Consider the following 17404-nt stretch of genomic DNA (forward strand, 5'->3'; position numbering starts at 1 on the left):
GCTGTTGCGGATATCGCCCGCAGGTACTTTCAGACCGGTCAGCTGCCCCGGGCCGATTCCGGCCTCTACCCTGCATCGCGGGTGATGCTGGATTATCGGGTGGTGCAGGAGTGGGGACTCATGCCGGCGGTCAGGGAAACGGGGATTGATGTAATATGGCTGAACCGTCGGAAGACCGCCTGGGACCTCTACCGCCTGGAGATACTCTTTCTGTCGACCCTCTTCCTGAGTCTGGTGCTCTTGCTGGCCATGGCTGTCTGGGGGAGAAGGCGTCAGGAACACCAGCACCAGTTACTGATGGAGAGCGAGCAGCGGTGGCAGTTTGCCCTGGAGGGGGGGCGCAGCGGGGTCTGGGATTGGGACATGGTTCGGGACGCTCTCTTTGTATCGGATCGCTGGTATTCCCTGTTGGGTTATCCGGTATCTTCCCGGATATCTGTGGTAGGTGACGCTCTGGAATTGATCCACCCCGATGATGTGCCTGGGGTGCTATCGGCACTGGAGGAGATGCGCACCAATCGCAGGAGTCACTACGAGTTGAATACCCGCAAGCGTTGCGCCGACGGATCGTATCGGTGGATGCTGGATCAGGGGATGGTGGTGGAACGGAACGCCGCCGGTGAAGCTCTGCGCGCCATTGGTACTCAGACCGACATCCACAGACTGATCTGCCTGCAACAGCAGCTGGAGGAGAACCTGATGACCAAGGATGTCCTGATACGGGAGATTCATCATCGGGTGAAAAACAACATGCAGATCGTCGCCAGCATGCTCAGTCTGGAAATGACCCAGGCTGACCGCAAGGACTTTACGGTGCTTGCAGAAAAGACCCGCCTGCGCATTCACGCCATGGCAGCTCTGCACGAGCAGCTCTATACCATCGATACTGCCGCGCTGGTACCTCTGCAGGGGTATATCTCCGATTTGATCGGGCAGTTGAATCAGTTCTGTAATGAGCGGATCATCCTGCGCGTTTCGGATACCATTCCCGATGTGAATCTCGATATCGATGAAGCCTTGCCCCTGGGCCTATTGATCAACGAGTTGGTCAGCAACTCCTGCGAGCACGCCTTTACAGATCCCTGTCCCTCGTCGGTAGATCCCCAGGTCACGATCGATGTTGTCATGGAAGGTCAGGGAATGACCGTCCAGGTCGCCGACAACGGCTGTGGGATGACCCTGGCCGAATATCATCACCNCATCCAGGAGCGATGTTCTCTGGGGCTGGTTCTGATCGACAGTCTGGTCCAGCAGCTGGAGGGGGCGCTTACCATAGATTCTCCCCCATCGGGAGGAACAGCAGTATTCATCAGAATCCCCCAACGGAAGAGGTCCAAGCCCGTGCTCTGTGGCTGAAGGGGTAAAACCTTTCCGGCCTGGAGGGTTCTTGGGCCGTCCAAGCCAGAGGGCGCTTTTAATGACACCTGGGGTGGGGTTGGTGTATACTGAGACAGGAGGTCCTCATGTCCACAGCGCTCGAGCCACGGGTTTCGAATCTTGAGTTGTCTCTGAAGGAACTCGCCTACGCGCAGTTGCGCACCGAACGGTCTCTGGAAGAACTCTCGAATGAACTGAAGGATTTCAAAAACGAGATGAAAGACTTCAAAGACGAGATGAGGTCCTTCAAGGACGAGATGAAAGACTTCAAGGACGAGATGAAAGACTTCAAAGACGAGTCTCGTCGTCAGTCCCGGGAGATGAACAAGCGCTGGGGAGAGCTGGCCAACCGTCTGGGNACGGTTATCGAGGACATTGTGGCACCCAACATCCCTGGAATNATGGCCCGCCACTTTGGGGTAGACGAGCCCGACCTGCTGATGGTGCGGCCCCGGAAGAAGCACCCCCAGGATCCNGGACGTCGGCGGGAGTTTGACGTGGTTGCCGTGGCGGGCAATCGGGTTTTTCTGAACGAGACAAAATCCAGGCTCAGGGAGCAGGATGTGCTCGTCTTTGCCGGGAACTACCAGGAAGTAACNGACTATTTCCCCGAGTATTCCGGCTACGAGATCATCCCGATCATGAGCTCCCTCTATCTGACCCCCGATCAGGTGGNGCTTCTGACCCGTCACGGGATCTACGCTCTGGCCATGAGCGATGATTCCATGGATCTTCTCAACCTTCGGGAGTTAGCGCGCTAGCGCGGGAAGGGCCTCCACACCCCTTTCGGCCNGGCCGGNTCCTCATCTCTNTCCGGGACGTGCCGAAAAATAAATCATGAAGAGCTGCTTTCTCGCCGTGACCCTCGCNGTGATGGCCNTGGCAACCNTGGNGGCCGGGGCTGATCCCCGGAAGATCCTCGCCNGAGGGACTCCCGAGGAGATAGAAGAAAACCTCGGGTACATCCGGCGGTCGCTGGAGCGGGACGCCTTCCACTGGACACCGCTCATGCTCGCCGCAGCGCATAATCCCGACCCCGCTGCAGTCAGAATCCTCCTTGACCGGGGGGAGCAGCTGAACGCCCGGAGTCTGGACGACTGGGACGCCCTGATGTTTGCCGCAGCCTTCAACCCCGATCCCCGGGTTCTGGAAGTGCTTCTCGATGCCGGAGCGGACCCGAACCGTCGTACCAGGGATGCCTGGGTAGCAGGCTACGGATTCGCGCGGTTTACGGGGAAGATGGTTCTCTTTGACGGCCTTGGAGCGTTTGATGAACCGGCCCCCGGAGAGGATCGCGACTACGGGTGGTCTGCTCTCTTTTTTGCCGCTCGGTACAACGACTCGCCCGGTGTTCTGAAGGCGCTTCTCGATGGCGGAGCAGATCCCCGGCTCCAGGACGAACACGGCCGAAGGGCCCTGGATTTTCTTGACCAGGACGGAGAGCACTCCGGCAAGATCCGGAATCTTCTTGAGGAAGGGGTACCCCCGCAGTAAGGCCCGCAGGGTCGGTTCTCCAGAATTCTCATGCCGCAACGATGGTCACGCCCCTTCGCCGGGATGGATTTAATATTGATTTAAGAGTGGGTAGGTATACTCGCCGGCGGACGAATTCGGTAAAAGGAGAAACACCCGATGACGACAAACAAAAAATTTGGATTGGCAGTACTGATTCTCGGAATTTTCCTTCTGGGTAGTTGTGCTCATATNTTCACAAAGGGTGGCGGCGCCTTCCGGGCCGGCGACAGGGCCTTCGAGCAAGGGAAGTACGCCGANGCCGTTGAACACGCCCTCAACGCCCTTGAGAGCAACCCTGATTTCGAGGAAGCCAGGGACCTGCTGGGAAAAGCCTTCCGAACAGGCACCACCACCTATGAAAGCACCATCGAGCAGAAAAAAGCCTCGTCGGAGCCCTTCCGCTGGGATGGTATCTGGAAGGTCTATGCTACCCTCGAGGAGATGCACCGGGCCGTGGCAGCGTCGCCCTACAGCAAGGCCTTCGATGTCAAGTCGTACGCTGAACCTCTTGCAGAAGCCCGGGAGGCTGCTGCCGCTGAACGGTACGCCGCCGGCGTTGAAGCCCTGGGTGCAGGCGGATTCCGGAACGCCCGGATTGCCGTAGAGCACTTTACGAAAGCAGCCGAGGCCATTCCCGGGTACCAGGATCTGAACGACCAGATGGCTCAGGCCAGAGAGCAGGCAGTATCCAGGGTTGTCGTCACGGCCAACAGCGATGCCTACGGCGAGCTGCTGAAACTGGTCGAGGGCACCTTGTCCAGCCAGGAAACCTATGTTGCTATCGATCTCGTCCAGGCGAATCACTCGCTCCCGGAAGCGCGGGACAGGTTCAGTTCCAGTCACGATTTTCTGATCTATATGGATGTGGATAANGGAAGCGGGAGCGTAGTGGACAACTCCAATACCCCCATGGTGGAAGGCGGAAAAGTNGTCAGAAGGGCAACCCGGGGCTTCACGCACCGCTACAACGTTGCCGCCAGGCTCATTGACCTGAGCAACGGTAGTGAAATTGCTTCCGAAAACCACGAGAGCACAAGCACCCATTCCATTTCCTACAACTTCCTGTACAACGAGCGGGAAGAGCGCCTGAATCTTGATGGGTTCGGGGGAGCTCGCGAATACCGCATTGTGGATATGACTGCCAGCGAATACGAGGCGATGGCGCCAGTCATCCGCAGGATGCGAGCCTTTGTCAGAGACACAACCGACGAGGATATTACAAGCATCACATCCCTTGCGGAACTGGAGCAGAAAATCGATGGCATCCTCCTGATTCGGGGGCCTCATGTTATTGCCCGTCCCGGGGAAGGCGGTGCAGTGGTGTATTACCCGCTTTTCACAGATGATTGGGACGAACACCTGAGGTTGGGTCAGAACACCAACAGACTTGGTGTGGCGATCAGCAATCATGTCCGGGATCTGGTGGATCAAGGGAGAGGGGATTTTTCAACCGAGCGCTCCGCCGCAGCCAGGGCCGTTGCCGCTGCCATGCGGGGAAAACTGTAACCCGCTCTCCTGGCCTGGAGCCTGCGTTGCCGGATCGTGTCCCTCAGGGCACCACAGCCTTCACCGGAAGTGGTGCCGCAGGGCGCGGTTCTCCGGCCCACGCTTGGTCGCTATGCGGGAGTGGTACTATCTGTGTGCAATCCGGCGAAGCCAGTGCCGTCAGCTGCAGCAGAGGACCTTGTCCGGGTGCAACTGCCTCCAGGGTGATGTCTTCCGTCACCTCCTCTTCTCTTGTTCTCTTGTTGACGATTTTCCGGTTCCTCTCCTATAGTCAAAGTGGGTCCGTACCGGGCTGACGAAGCTATCCGGTGTCTGGCAGTAATCAGCTCCTGGCACCCATATAAGGACAGGGCAGTGCAGCGACGAATTCTGATTGTTGACGACGAGCCCAATATTATTGAGCTCATTCGTATGAATCTTCCTGTCAGCGAGTTCGAAGTGCTCTCTGCCTGGACAGGCCGGGAGGCTCTGGAGACAGCCTCTTCTGTCGTCCCCGATCTTGTGCTCCTGGATATCATGCTCCCCGATCTTGACGGCTTTGAGGTATTGCGCAACCTCCGCGCTCACCCGGTCACAGCGGCAATACCGGTAATGATGCTCTCGGCCCGCAGCGAAGAACCCGACAAGGTTATCGGACTGGGCCTTGGAGCTGACGATTACATCACGAAACCCTTCGGACTCCGTGAGCTGGAGGCGCGGATCCGCAACCTCCTGCGGCGTGTATCTCCATCGACGCATGGTATTTCCGGGACAGTCGATCCCGCCCGGGCATCATCCCGTGAAGTGGTGGTCCAGGATCTGGTTATCGACGAGAACCGACACCAGGTGGTGCGGCGTAATGTTGTCACGGATCTGACACCAAACGAGTTCGCGATTCTGCGCAGACTCGTCCTGAAGGTCGGCGAAGAGGTATCCCGAAAAGAGTTGCTCGCAGAGATATCCGGTTCCGGCGATGGTGAGTCCGGTGANCGTCAGTCCGGAGATCTGCGGGTTATTGACGTGCACATCCGNAATATNCGGCGAAAACTGGGGGACCAGAACGAGAATCCCCGGTACATCGAAACGGTCCGGGGCGTGGGGTATCGGGCAAAAAAGGGCGGGGAGTGAGGCGAAAGTTACTCACCAGTTATATCGTCATTCTTCTGGTGGGAACCCTTACCACGGGAGGGCTCTCGTTCAGCTTCATCCGCAATAATACCCTTCGAAACACCGAACTGGCCCTGGTAAACTACGCAAACCTGATCTCCGAGAGTCTCCAGGTCGAATTTTCTTCGGGCCATCCCCGGAATCTCTTCCTTCTGAGCCAGAAATACGCCGAGCAAACCGGTGTGCGTGTCACGATTCTGGACAGNGAAGGTCGGGTTCTGGCAGATTCCGCCGATAACAGCATCATCTTCCAGAATCACGCGGCCCAGCCCGAATACCAGCACGCCCTGAAGAACGAGATCCGGGGAGTCCAGCGTTTTGACGAGAACACCAACCAGNAGACGATGTTTCTGGCCCTGCCCCCTCTGGAACTGGGAGATCATTCGGTGGTGCTGCGCCTCGCCGATACAATCGAGCATATTCTTGAAGAGATTATGGTCCTGCTCGGATATGTTCTGTTGTCGATCCTCTTTGGTCTTATTCTCGCGATGGCCGTGGCCCTGGCCAATATTCGCAGCATTGTGGAACCTGTGAACAAGNTGACCGAGGCTGCCCGGAATGTTGCCGAGGGGGAGTTCTCTACCCACATCGAGGTACGTACCGGCGATGAACTGGAAGTGCTGGCCCGGTCGTTCAACCATATGGCCCTTCAGCTTGAGCGGACCATAACCACCATGCAGCAGCAGAACGCAGAACTGGACTCCATGCTCTCGGGAATGACCGACGGGGCCCTGGCGGTGGATGGAGGGGGTGAAATCCTGCTGGTGAACCGGGAGTTCCGCAGGCTTTTTCCCTGGATCGGGGAACATTCCTGCGGAGAGAAACTGGAAGAGATTTTTTCGCGCGCACCGGAGGTTCCCGCCCTGGTGAAGGAAACTCTGGAGGGAGCGAAGGCTGTTACCAGGGAGGTTGCGGCCGGAACCGCAGAAACNCCCCGGATCGTGCGGGCCAGAACGTCTCTCATGAAAACCCCCGCCCCGAAGAGAGAGGTCACGGGGGTGTTTCTGCTGGTTCAGGATATCACGGAGATAAAAAAGCTGGAAAACATCAGGAGCACCTTTGTTGCCAACGTCACGCACGAGCTGCGAACTCCCCTGACGCTGATCGCCGGATTTGTAGAGACCCTCCAGGCCTGGGATACCCTGAANGCCTCNGATCGCCGCACCGCCCTGGGGGTGATCGATCTGGAGACGAAGCGCCTCACNCGCTTGATCAATGATCTCCTTACCCTGTCTGAAATAGAGAACATCGAAACCCGATCGTATCGNTGNACCTTTCCCGTGGATCAGGAAGTTCGTCACGTCATCTCCCTGATGGAGGCACGCGCCCGGGAGAATCAGATCGACCTGTCCCTCGCAGGGGAGCTCNCACAGGTCTGGATGACAGGAAACCCCGACTGGTTTCGNCAGATGCTCCTGAACCTGGTGGANAACGGGATCAAGTACACTCCCTCCGGGGGAAGAGTTGCCCTGCGCCTCGAGGCTCTGTCCGGGACGTTTCGCATCTCCGTTGAGGATACGGGAATCGGTATTCCCGAAGCCGAACAGGAGAAGGTCTTTGAGCGCTTTTACCGGGTCGAGAAAGTTCGGGGNAAGGAAAAGACCGGTACCGGTCTGGGGCTGACGATCGTGCAGGATATTGTTCGCGAGCTCGGCGGAGAGATCTCCCTGACCAGCGCTCCCGGCAGGGGGTCGTGCTTCCTCCTGGCCTTTCCCTCTTCAGAATATTCCGGAAAATCTTAACAGAAACCTCTCTTTTATTGGGGCCCAGAATTCTCTTGTACTTATTTCCATTCTCGGAAAGAAAATAATTTTTTTCCTTGTCTGAAGAGGTTCTTCGTGGTAGAATTCNTCTTAACGATTTCTTAACATAGTGTGGCACAAAGGAAGCGGAGGTTATTGTGCGTCATCCGCGCGGCGGGGTTACGGTGGCGGTTCTCTTGACTCTTTTGATGATCTCGCCCCTGGTCTACCTTCCCCTGCGCCGCGTCCTGGAACAGCGCTCCGTGGCAGCCTACCCTTCCCGAACTGTAGAGATGATCGTCAGTTTCAAGGAGGGTGGGGGGACNGACATCGGGGCCCGTGTGCTCGCAGAACACCTGTCGCGCGAGACGGGGCAGCCCGTCGTGGTCCGGAATGTTGAGGGCAAGGACGGGGAGGTAGGCTACGCTGCTCTGGCCCGGGCGCGTCCCGATGGTTACACCATCGGCTTTATCAACCTGCCCACCTTTGTGAGCCTGCCGGCGCAACGCCAGACCTCCTATCGGGTGGGGCAGGTGGTTCCCGTGGCGAACTACGTTCTGGATCCTGCCGTTCTTGTTGTCCGGTCCGACAGCTCCTGGGATACGCTGGGGGAGTGGCTCGAGTACTGCCGCTCAAATCCCATGAAAATGACCGTTTCCAACAACGGGATCGCCGCCTCCAACCATATCGCTGCTGCCCTGCTCGAGCAGGAGGCGGGGATCGAGCTGACCCACGTTCCCTTTGGAGGCACCTCCGATATGTTGCGTGCCCTCCATGAGGGGTATGTGGATGCCTCGGTGGCCAAGGTGAGCGAGGTTGTCCAGGGGGTCCGCTCTGGCGAGTTCCGGGTTCTTGCCTTCTTTACAGAGTCCAGGCACGAGGGGTTCCCCCAGGTTCCAACGCTGAGGGAAGCGGGGTATCCCGTACAGATGGGTTCGGCCCGGGCCATCGCGGTTCCCGCCGGGACGCACCCCCACATAGTCAGTGCTCTTCATGATGCCTTTCTCCGGGCTTATGAGCATCCCGGGCATCAGGAGGATGCGCGGTCGCGAAAGATATCCCTGCACTACATGAGTTCGGAGGATGTTCTGGAATATATGCACAACCAGGAGCGGTTTCTCCAGGAGACGCTTCCCCGTCTCGGGCTGTAGCGCGGGGCCGGGTTCGTGACCAGGAGCAGATCAATATAACCTTGTTGGGGGAGGTGTGGTGCCTATGGTGTGAGAGAGTCGCTTTCCGGAGCGACAGGTTGAGTGGAAACAGGAGAAACAGACACAAGGAGGATTCGAAATGAAGAAGACAATGACAGCGCTGATCCTTTCAGCTCTTTTGGTTGGGCCGGCCTTGGGGGCCTTCGCAGGAGGCGCCAAGGAAGAGACGGGCTGGCCGTCCCGGGATGTCCGGTATGTTGTTCCCTACGCACCCGGAGGGCTGAGTGATGTNACGGCTCGCATGATCGAGCGGGCTGTGCGTGAAGAAAACCTGCTCGAGAAGGCCTTCGTGATAACCAACATAGCCGGTGCCAGCGCCGGAAACGCCATGGAAGAGGTGGTAGCAGCCCCGCCCGACGGGTACCTGCTGCTTCATCATCACACGTCCTTTATCTCCCACAAGGCGCTGGGTGTTCGGGACTGGGGCCACGAAGAGTTCACCCCTATCGCCATGCTCTTTGAGGTTCCCCAGGCAGCCTTCGCCCTTCCCGGCCGCTGGGAAAATCTGGACGAGTGGATCGACTACGTGCGGGCCAATCCCGGGGAAACCACCTTTGCCGGAAGCTCTTTGGGTGGGGGAACCCATCTGATGGGTGAAATGCTCCTGGAGGCCGCCGGGATTCGCGATGATCTGCGCTACGTTGCCCATGGTGGCGGCGGTCCCATGACCACGGCAATTCTCGCCGGTGAGGATCTGATGGGTCTCACCCAGCTTCCCACCGTTCTGGGAGATCATCTCTCGGGTGACTTCGAGATTCTGGCCGTCTCTTCGGCTGAACGGGTGTCCTCCCTTCCCGATGTTCCCACCTTTGGTGAGCTGGGTTACGAGATCCCCCTGCAGACAAGCCATCGCATGGGTGTCTGGGGCCCCCCCGGAATGGATCCTGAACTGGTGAATCAGATCGCCGAGTTCTTCGGGATGGTGGTCAACAGCGATACCTTCCGGGAACTGGCAGCACAGAATGGTCTGTTTGTCCGTTTCGAGGATGGTGAGGGGCTTCGTCGGGACTTTGACCGCGACGAGGAGATCATCATGGGCCTTGTGGAGGAGTTCGGTCTGAACTGACCCCTCCGGGGCTGTCCGCGGGCTGCGCCGCCAGACGGCGCAGCCCGACGGAGACTGAGCAAGAGGTTTTTATGTCTAATGAAGTGACGTCGGCGGCTTTGAACAAAAACTTTGTGATGAAGCTTTCCGTAAATATTCTGGTGACACTCATCGGGTGCGCCTTCTTTTTTGCATCCTTCGATGTAGCCCGGGGGTTTCAGCAGGTGATCGGGGCCGATCAGTACTCACGGTTCATCAGCNTTCTTCTGATGGTCCTGGGTGTTCTGGGTATCGGGCGGTCCATACTGGATAACCGGAAGGGGCTCTTTGAAGGAGACGATCTCAAGATTTTCGTCGATATGCGCCGGGCCGGTTTCCGGATCTCCATGATGTTCTCCCTGCTGATCCTGAACGTCTTTCTTATTCGCCGGATCGGGTATTTTGAGAGCGGGTTCATCTTTATGGTGCTGGCGATCTTCTTTCTGGGGGAACGTACACCACGGCGGTTCGGCACATCTGTTCTGTTTTCTGCGGGAATTACGGCAATCATCTACCTTGTGTTCGGTGTGATTCTGAATATCTACCTCCCGCGCGGATTATTCATAAACTAAAGGGGGCCCGAAGTGTTTGGAAATCTTATGCTCGGTGCCGAGATCATCTTTCAGGGGCCGGTCTTGCTACTTCTGCTCCTGGGAACCTTTCTCGGTCTGATCTTTGGAGCGATCCCGGGTCTCACGGCGACCCTGGCTCTGATACTGCTCCTTCCCGTTACCTTTGGGATGGAACCGGCCGTGGGTATGGCGGTCCTGGGGGCCCTCTACATCGGGGGTGTTTCGGGTGGCAAGATCCCGGCAATTCTCCTGAATATGCCCGGCACGCCCTCGTCAATCGCCACCACCTTTGATGGTTATCCCCTCTGTCAGCAGGGGTATCCCGGAAAGGCGCTGACCTACGCCATCGCTTCGTCCTTCACGGGGGGGCTCATCAGTCTGATGGCCCTGATCATTCTTGCTCCCTTTCTTTCGATCGTGACCTTGCGGTTTCAGAGCTACGAATATTTTCTGCTTGGGGTCTTCGGTCTGACCGTGGTGTCCAGTACGACGGGGAAATCTGTTATCTATGGTCTGATCAGCGCAACTCTGGGGTTGATGATCGCCACGATCGGAGGAGATCCTCTCTCGGGGGTTACACGCTTTTCGTTCGGGTTTCGGGCCCTCCGCGGGGGTGTGGAGCTCCTGGTCGCCATGATCGGTCTCTTTGTGATGACAGAAGTTTTTGCCCAGACAGCCGATGTGGATAAGAAATACTCCTTCTTCTCCGCCAAACTTGACTCCATGAAGCTTGAGGTCAAGGTCCTTCTCGGTCAGGCAAAGAATGCGATTCGGTCGTCACTGATTGGATTGGGGCTGGGGATGCTCCCCGGTGCAGGAGGCACGATCGCCAGTTTTATTGCCTACGATCAGGCAAAAAAAGCATCGAAACACCCCGAGAAGTTCGGAACGGGCGTCATCGATGGAATTGTCGCGGCCGAGACATCAAATAACGCCGTCTCGGGGGGCGCCTATATCCCCACCATTACCCTGGGAATCCCCGGGAACACCGTGACTGCGGTAATTCTCGCGGGGCTCATCACTCACGGTATATCCCCGGGGCCGTCGCTCTTCCGCAACGAAGTTCAGCTGGTGTACGCAATATTTATCGGGCTCTTTGTATCCAACATTTTCATGTTCATCTTGCAGCACACCGTGATGATCCGCTTTTTCAAGTGGGCCCTGAGAATCCCCAAGACAATTCTGCTTCCCCTGATCGTCCTGATGTCCATCGCCGGAACCTACAATATCAGGTACAGCGTGAACGATTTATGGGTGATGGTGGTCTTTACCGGTCTGGGGTATCTGTTGCTCAACACGGGGTTTCCCCTGACGCCCATGATCCTGGGGCTCATTTTGGGTCCGATCATGGAGCGGTCTCTGAGGACGGCCATGATGGCCAGTGGCGGAAACGTGATGCCCTTTCTCACGAGGCCCTTTTCCCTGGGGCTGGTGCTCCTTACCGTGGTGAGCCTTGCTCTGACGGTCCTGTTCAAACGGCTCGAGCAGAAAGGAAAGCTGATTCCTCCCGTTCCCCTTTCGGGCACCGAGGAGAGCGAAGTATAAACCGTTTCGACAGGTCCGCCCCTGGTTTTTCAGGCTGGGAGCGGACCTGCGTCTTGTCGTTCCCCGAGGGGATGCCGTACCATTGTCTGCCTATGAAAGCGATACTTATCTTCACAGGGCTGTGTTTCTCTTTTCTTGCCTGCCAGACCGCTCCTGACAGAGCTTTTTCCGGGGATGAGCCCCGGGAGCCAACCCTGAGCGGGGTCCTGGTTGTTAACTATTTCGAGAACACCTCGAGTGGTGAATCAGATCTCGACTGGCTATCGCGGTCGGTCACGGATTTTCTTATCTCCGAGCTGACGGCTCTGGATTTTGTCCGGGTGGTTTCCCGCCAGGAGGTGCGCACCGTTTTGCAGGAACAGGAATTTTCGGCCCTCTCGGGGCTCACGGAAGAGACTATCGAGCGGGGCAGAATGCTGAGTGCCGACTACATCCTCTCCGGTGATTATTACGAACAGGAGGGCCAGATCTTCCTGAACGCCCGCCTTCTGGACGCAGAAACGGCGGAGACGCTGCGCTCCTTTCACCTGCGCGAACCCCGCCAGAACATATACGCCATGCAGGAGCGGTTACTCTACGATTTCCTGCGTTTCAGCAACGTGAATTTGAGCAGTTCCCAGCTTGCAGCCAGGGACTACGAACCCGACGCCACTTCCATGGAGCGGTTTTATCGGGCCGAGGAACTGATCGAGCAGAATCAGGACCAGGAGGCCCGGGAGCTCCTGGAGCGGTTGCTGGCAGAAAACAGACTCTTTACCCCGGCCCGGGAGCAGCTGGAAGAGCTGCAACCCTCCCCCGGGGGGGGGATAGACGGGAGCGCCGCGATTGCAGCGGCCGATGCCGAGGTGCGTCGGCGCCTGCGCTACCGGAACCTGACCAGCAGTTTCATCGCCTATTCCCAGGCCCAGGCCTACCGGGTGGAATACCTTGGGGAACCTCACATAGAGAGCCGCGACGGCGAGCATTTTGGCCTGGCGCTCCAGGCCGAGATGGTTGTTCGCGATGAGTACCTCGATTTCCTGGAGGACTTTATCCAGAACCACGCCTACATCAGCGAGAGCGACAGGCGCGATCTGCTGCAGACCCTGAGAGATACCCGTCGGGCGCGACGACGCGATCCCCGGGCCTTTCCCCGCTCCCTGCAGATCAGGTTCACCGACACCATGATAGAGACCGACAATTACTTCGGCTTTGCAAAGATCTCCCTGGAAGATCGGGAGGGAGACCTCCTGTGGGAACTCTACAGTACCAGAACCCGTAACACCTTCTCTCCCCGTTACGGCGAATTTCCCCCTGCCCGGGAGACCGGCTTGGCGGGCTACGGCCAAAGGATAGAGACGCTGGGGCACCTGAACCTGCCCTATTACGCCTTTTTTGGAACCACCAATGCCCGCGGGGCCCTGAGCAACAGCCTCTGGCTCACCCAGCCCCGGATCATCGCGACAATTCTGCTCGAGACCCGATCGATGAACCCCCATACGGGGGTCATCGAGTTCGGCTTGGGCCCGGAGCACGACGAGCTGCTTGCCGGGCTGGAAGGGCTCTCCCGCCGCGATATGGCAGAATTCGGCGTCTTCTTCCTTACCAGAGACGAGATCGCCCGGCTCGGCAATATCACCGTTACGCCCTATTTTATCCAGACCCGGGAGAGCAGAGGAGAATAAACCAGCTCTTGACACTATCGGTGTAGAACCCATGGTATTCGTCCCGGCCATTGCCTACCATTAATCATAGAGGGTAACGGGGTGAAAACAAAAAAGATGACGGGGTTTCGGTCTCTTCAGGGTCTTTTTATGACCCTTTTTGGAGGGGTCTCCATTGGTCTCCTGATGCTGGTCTCGGTTTTCATGGTCTGGCAGGTGGCCAGAACCCAGCAGGAGACGGTGGAAGAGATGGCTACGCAGATTGTTGAGGCACGAACGGCCGAGGCAGGACGCTGGCTGGCCGGCCATGTGGAAAACATTCGCACCATGAGCCAGCGGGTGATTATCGCAAGGGGTGATTTTGACGAGATCGCCCGGGATCTGCAGGGGCGTCACGATCAGATCCATCCCGATCACGAGAACATATTCTTTGTAAATCTCGAGGGTGATTTCATAACCAGTGGCGGTCTCACGGGAAACGTCATGCATCGTGACTACGTGCAGGCGATCTTCCAGCGGGGTCAGACCTCGTCGGTAAGCGGTGGGGTGATCAGCGCTGCCACAGGGAACGCCATTGCTCCTGTGGCTCACGAGGTGCGAAATCCCCAGGGGCAACTGGTGGGAATCATGGCCGCTTCGGTCACGCTGACTGGTTTGAGCGAGCTGGCGGGGGAGATGCGGTTCGGCCGTGACGGCCTGGGCTCAGTCGTGGATGCTTCCGGCCTGGTTATCGGCGATTCCCGCAGGGAAATACGGATGAACCTCAACATTTCCAATGCTCCGGGATACCAGGGAATGGACGCGATTGCCAGGGATATCCTGGCTGGTCGTGGGGGGACCCGGGATTACACCACTCCCCAGGGGCAGCGGTTTCAGGCCGTGTACCGGCCGGTGCCGGGCAATTCCGGGTGGTCCGTGGCGTATTTATTGCCCCACAGCGATATCAATGCGCCCGTCGTGCGGTTGGTGTATATCATTGCAACAAGTATTTTGATTGCTGCCGGTGGTATCCTGCTGGTAATTCTGGTTTTCTCCCGGCGCTTTGTGACGGTCCTGCGCGACTACGTTGCCCAGGCCGAGGAATACGCTGTGGGTGATATGACCAGAGACCTCACAACAGACTATGAACAGCGCTTTCTGCACCGTCGCGACGAGTTGGGTGCTCTGGCCCGAGCCTTCCAGAAGATCCAGCAGAACATCCATAATGTTGTGGCCGGAATAACCCAGGGGGCGGAAGAGCTCTCTGCTACCAGTCAGAGTGTCAGTATCTCGGGCCAGGAGCTGGCCCGGGGATCCAGTGCCATATCGGAGATGTCGCAGCAGCTCTCTCAAGGGTCAACCGAACAGGCCGCATCGGCCGAAGAGGTCTCGGCTTCGATGGAAGAGATGGCGGCCAGTGTGCAGCAAAGTGCGGACAATGCCCAGGCCACGGAGCAGATCGCCCGGCGGTCCTCGGCCAATGCCGAAGAGAGCGGCCAGGCCATGCGGGAAACTGTGGAGGCGATGAAGCAGATCGCCGAAAAGGTCAGCATCATCGAGGATATTGCCCGGGAGACAAATATGCTCTCCCTGAACGCCGCAATTGAGGCGGCCCGGGCCGGGGAGCACGGCAAGGGCTTTGCCGTGGTGGCCTCCCAGGTTCGCAAGCTGGCGGAAAACTCCGCCGCCGCCGCCCGGGAGATCAGCGAGCTGAGCGGACGCTCGGTTCAGGTAGCCGAAAAGGCCGGTCTCAAGCTTGAGGAGATGGTGCCCAACATCCAGCGCACGGCCGAGCTCGTTCAGGAGATTGCTGCTGCAAGTCGCGAGATGAATACCGGTACGCGGCAGGTGAACTCGGCAGTGAACCAGCTCGATGAGGTCATTCAGCAGACCGCTGCCTCCTCGGAGGAGCTCGCCGCCACAGCCGAGGAACAAACAGCCCAGGTTGAAAATCTTGCTACGGCTGCGGATGAGCTCCTGGAGCAGGCCCGGTCGCTGGAGCGGTCCATCGCATATTTCAGGCTCCGCGATGATTCCCGGGATTCCCGCCCGGAACCTCCGAAGTCAGACCGCGCTGTTCTGGGGATCACCCTGGCCGACGAGGAACAGCGAGGGGCGGTGATGGATCTCTGACCTTCGTGTATCATGGAGAGCATGAAGTACAGAATACTGGGAAAAACGGGCTATTCCGTCTCGGAGATATCCCTTGGAACGTGGCAGGTTGGGGGTGGCTGGGGCCAGGACTTCGATGACGCAGTAGCCGATCGTATTATCAACGCTGCGATCGACCAGGGCGTGAACTTCCTCGATACCGCCGATGTGTATGACGATGGAAGAAGCGAGGCCGCCGTAGCCCGGGTGGTGAGACAGCGAAACAGGGGGGGNCAGGAGCAGGTCCGGTTTGCCACCAAGTGCGGGCGACGGGTTCAGCCCCACACCGATGAGAACTATACCGTCGAAGCGCTCCGGTCCCACGTCGAGGCGAGTCTCAGAAACACCGGCTTGGAGACGCTCGATCTGGTTCAGCTCCACTGTCCGCCCTCGGCGGTCTACAGCCGGCCGGAAATTTTCAGCCTCTTTGAAGATTTGCAGAGAGAAGGGAAGATTCAGCATCTGGGCGTAAGCGTCGAAAAGGTGGAGGAGGCGGTTACGGCCCTGCTGTATCCCAACGTTGCCTCGGTGCAGATTATCTTCAACATGTTCCGCCAGAAACCGGCAGAAACGTTTTTTNAGATGGCTCGGGAGAGGAAGGTCGGAATAATTGTGCGGGTTCCCCTGGCCAGCGGTCTGCTTGCAGGGAAATACACCATCCAAACCAGCTTTCATCCCCAGGATCACCGGTCCTTTAATCGTGATGGGGCCGCCTTTGACAAGGGAGAGACCTTTAGCGGAGTACCGTACGAGACAGCCCTGACGGCTGTGGAGGAGCTCAAGAAGGTTTTGCCCGGGCGCGCCGATCTCGCTGCGACAGCACTCAGGTGGATCCTCATGTGGGATCAGGTCAGTTGCATCATCCCCGGAGCATCGAAACCCGAGCAGGTTCAGCGGAACGTCCGGGCTGTTCAGGAGGAGCCGCTTACCGGGCAGGAGATGGAGGCTGTACAGGGGGTCTACGATCGGTATATCCGACCGGCGGTCCATCATCTGTGGTAGCCCGCAGGGCGTGCATCTTCAGGGGCCGTGGTACTGCCGACGCACCGGGCCGTGCCACAGGACGGTAATTGCCATCTCGGGGCAGGTGTTTACGCAACGGTAGCAGAGGGTGCAACGGCCCCGCTGCTCCACCCTGACGGAGCCAGGGGCAGACGAGTTCGGGGCTGGCGGGCCAGAGGTGAGAAAGAGGTTGTCCCTGGGGCATGTCTGCACACAGATGCCGCAGCTGGTACAGGCCTCGGTAACGCGGACATCGCGGCCCGCCATATCCTCGATCCGCAGGAACCACAGTCGCTGGGTCAGAAACCCCAGGAGGCGTGATGCTGCGGAAAACCCTCTTCTGCGAACAACTCCCGACTCCAGGCACCGCACGGCACGGACCACCTGTCTCTGTGCCGACCGCAGTCGCCGGGCACAGCGGCTGGCGTCCTTTACCGGGAAAAGAGGGAAGTTGCAAATATTATTGGGCATGCGAATGTGATCGGCGCATACTACTTGGCAGTGTCCGGCCTGAAGCAGATCGGTGAAGGCCCTGGCTCCATCGCCGGAGAAGAGAAACTGTGTGGCCAGGATCACCAGTTTTTTGTCCTCCAGGTACTCCCGGTGGAGCAGGACAAAGTCGCGCATGATCCGGGGCACGCACGATCCGTAGACGGGATAGCAGAAACAGATCCTCTCCTGCCGGGCCAGGAGGGCGGCGAAATTCAGTGGTTCCTCTATGGAGTGGCAGGCCCCGCCGGCGTGTCGGGAGAAGGTCTCGGCCACAAAGCGGGAGTTACCCGTCCCGGAAAAATAGAGCGTGATCATGGCTCTTCCAGTCTGGAAAAATTCCGGGGAGAATACAAACGAACTGGGTGTGGTGGCATTGATCTCTCGACTCCTTCGCCTGGAGTCTACAATAATCACGGCCTCTGTGAAGACCGGCCCGGGG

At 58.2% G+C, this 17404-nt stretch carries 12 protein-coding genes; 11 read left to right on the forward strand and 1 reads right to left on the reverse strand.

The annotated features are described in order from the left end of the window. Positions 1–363 precede the first annotated feature (363 nt). The 11 genes from B071_RS20465 to B071_RS0105100 all read left to right on the forward strand — a co-directional run bounded on the left by B071_RS20465 (position 364) and on the right by B071_RS0105100 (position 16473). Positions 364–1356, forward strand: a complete 993-nt coding sequence (locus B071_RS20465) for a sensor histidine kinase (RefSeq protein ID WP_438829578.1) — start codon at positions 364–366, stop codon at positions 1354–1356. 894 nt (positions 1357–2250) lie between these two features. Next, entirely contained in the window at positions 2251–2871 is a 621-nt protein-coding gene (locus B071_RS0105050; protein ID WP_169336305.1) for an ankyrin repeat domain-containing protein, read from the forward strand. Positions 2872–4752: 1881 nt separating this feature from the next. Then, a complete protein-coding gene (locus B071_RS0105060) occupies positions 4753–5505 on the forward strand; it encodes a response regulator transcription factor (protein WP_018526023.1) in 753 nt (250 codons plus the stop codon). A gap of 527 nt (positions 5506–6032) precedes the next feature. Next, positions 6033–7286 (forward strand): HAMP domain-containing sensor histidine kinase, encoded by a 1254-nt coding sequence (locus tag B071_RS0105065; protein WP_438829579.1) that lies wholly within the window; start codon positions 6033–6035, stop codon positions 7284–7286. 293 nt (positions 7287–7579) lie between these two features. Further along, positions 7580–8437, forward strand: coding sequence for a tripartite tricarboxylate transporter substrate binding protein (locus B071_RS0105070; RefSeq protein WP_438829580.1), 858 nt, complete (start codon positions 7580–7582; stop codon positions 8435–8437). A 301-nt stretch (positions 8438–8738) separates the two neighbouring features. Next, the gene (locus B071_RS0105075) at positions 8739–9563 is read left to right on the forward strand and encodes a tripartite tricarboxylate transporter substrate binding protein (RefSeq protein WP_438829581.1); all 825 of its coding nucleotides are present in this window, start codon (positions 8739–8741) and stop codon (positions 9561–9563) included. A gap of 116 nt (positions 9564–9679) precedes the next feature. Then, positions 9680–10153, forward strand: coding sequence for a tripartite tricarboxylate transporter TctB family protein (locus tag B071_RS0105080; RefSeq protein ID WP_438829582.1), 474 nt, complete (start codon positions 9680–9682; stop codon positions 10151–10153). A gap of 12 nt (positions 10154–10165) precedes the next feature. Beyond that, the gene (locus tag B071_RS0105085) at positions 10166–11698 is read left to right on the forward strand and encodes a tripartite tricarboxylate transporter permease (protein WP_018526028.1); all 1533 of its coding nucleotides are present in this window, start codon (positions 10166–10168) and stop codon (positions 11696–11698) included. A gap of 92 nt (positions 11699–11790) precedes the next feature. Further along, positions 11791–13362: an LpoB-related protein gene (locus B071_RS0105090; protein WP_018526029.1), complete on the forward strand. Its 1572-nt coding sequence runs from the start codon at positions 11791–11793 to the stop codon at positions 13360–13362. 81 nt (positions 13363–13443) lie between these two features. After that, positions 13444–15453 carry a methyl-accepting chemotaxis protein gene (locus tag B071_RS16020; RefSeq protein WP_051075262.1) on the forward strand — a complete coding sequence of 670 codons (2010 nt, stop codon included), beginning with the start codon at positions 13444–13446 and terminating at the stop codon, positions 15451–15453. A gap of 21 nt (positions 15454–15474) precedes the next feature. Continuing rightward, a complete protein-coding gene (locus B071_RS0105100; RefSeq protein ID WP_026244997.1) occupies positions 15475–16473 on the forward strand; it encodes an aldo/keto reductase in 999 nt (332 codons plus the stop codon). An 18-nt stretch (positions 16474–16491) separates the two neighbouring features. Here B071_RS0105100 and B071_RS0105105 read toward each other — a convergent pair whose 3' ends face one another. Then, entirely contained in the window at positions 16492–17280 is a 789-nt protein-coding gene (locus B071_RS0105105; RefSeq protein ID WP_018526031.1) for an EFR1 family ferrodoxin, read from the reverse strand. Positions 17281–17404: the final 124 nt, after the last annotated feature.

The organism is Alkalispirochaeta alkalica DSM 8900 (assembly GCF_000373545.1).
GTDB classification, from domain to species: Bacteria; Spirochaetota; Spirochaetia; order DSM-27196; family Alkalispirochaetaceae; genus Alkalispirochaeta; species Alkalispirochaeta alkalica.

What these genes read in the sequence shown, in the direction of transcription:
- B071_RS0105075 (WP_438829581.1), top strand. Translation starts at nt 8,739, where the DNA reads ATGATCGAGCGGGCTGTGCGTGAAGAAAACCTGCTCGAGAAGGCCTTC.
- B071_RS0105090 (WP_018526029.1), top strand. Translation starts at nt 11,791, where the DNA reads ATGAAAGCGATACTTATCTTCACAGGGCTGTGTTTCTCTTTTCTTGCC.
- B071_RS0105105 (WP_018526031.1), bottom strand. Translation starts at nt 17,280, where the DNA reads ATGATCACGCTCTATTTTTCCGGGACGGGTAACTCCCGCTTTGTGGCC.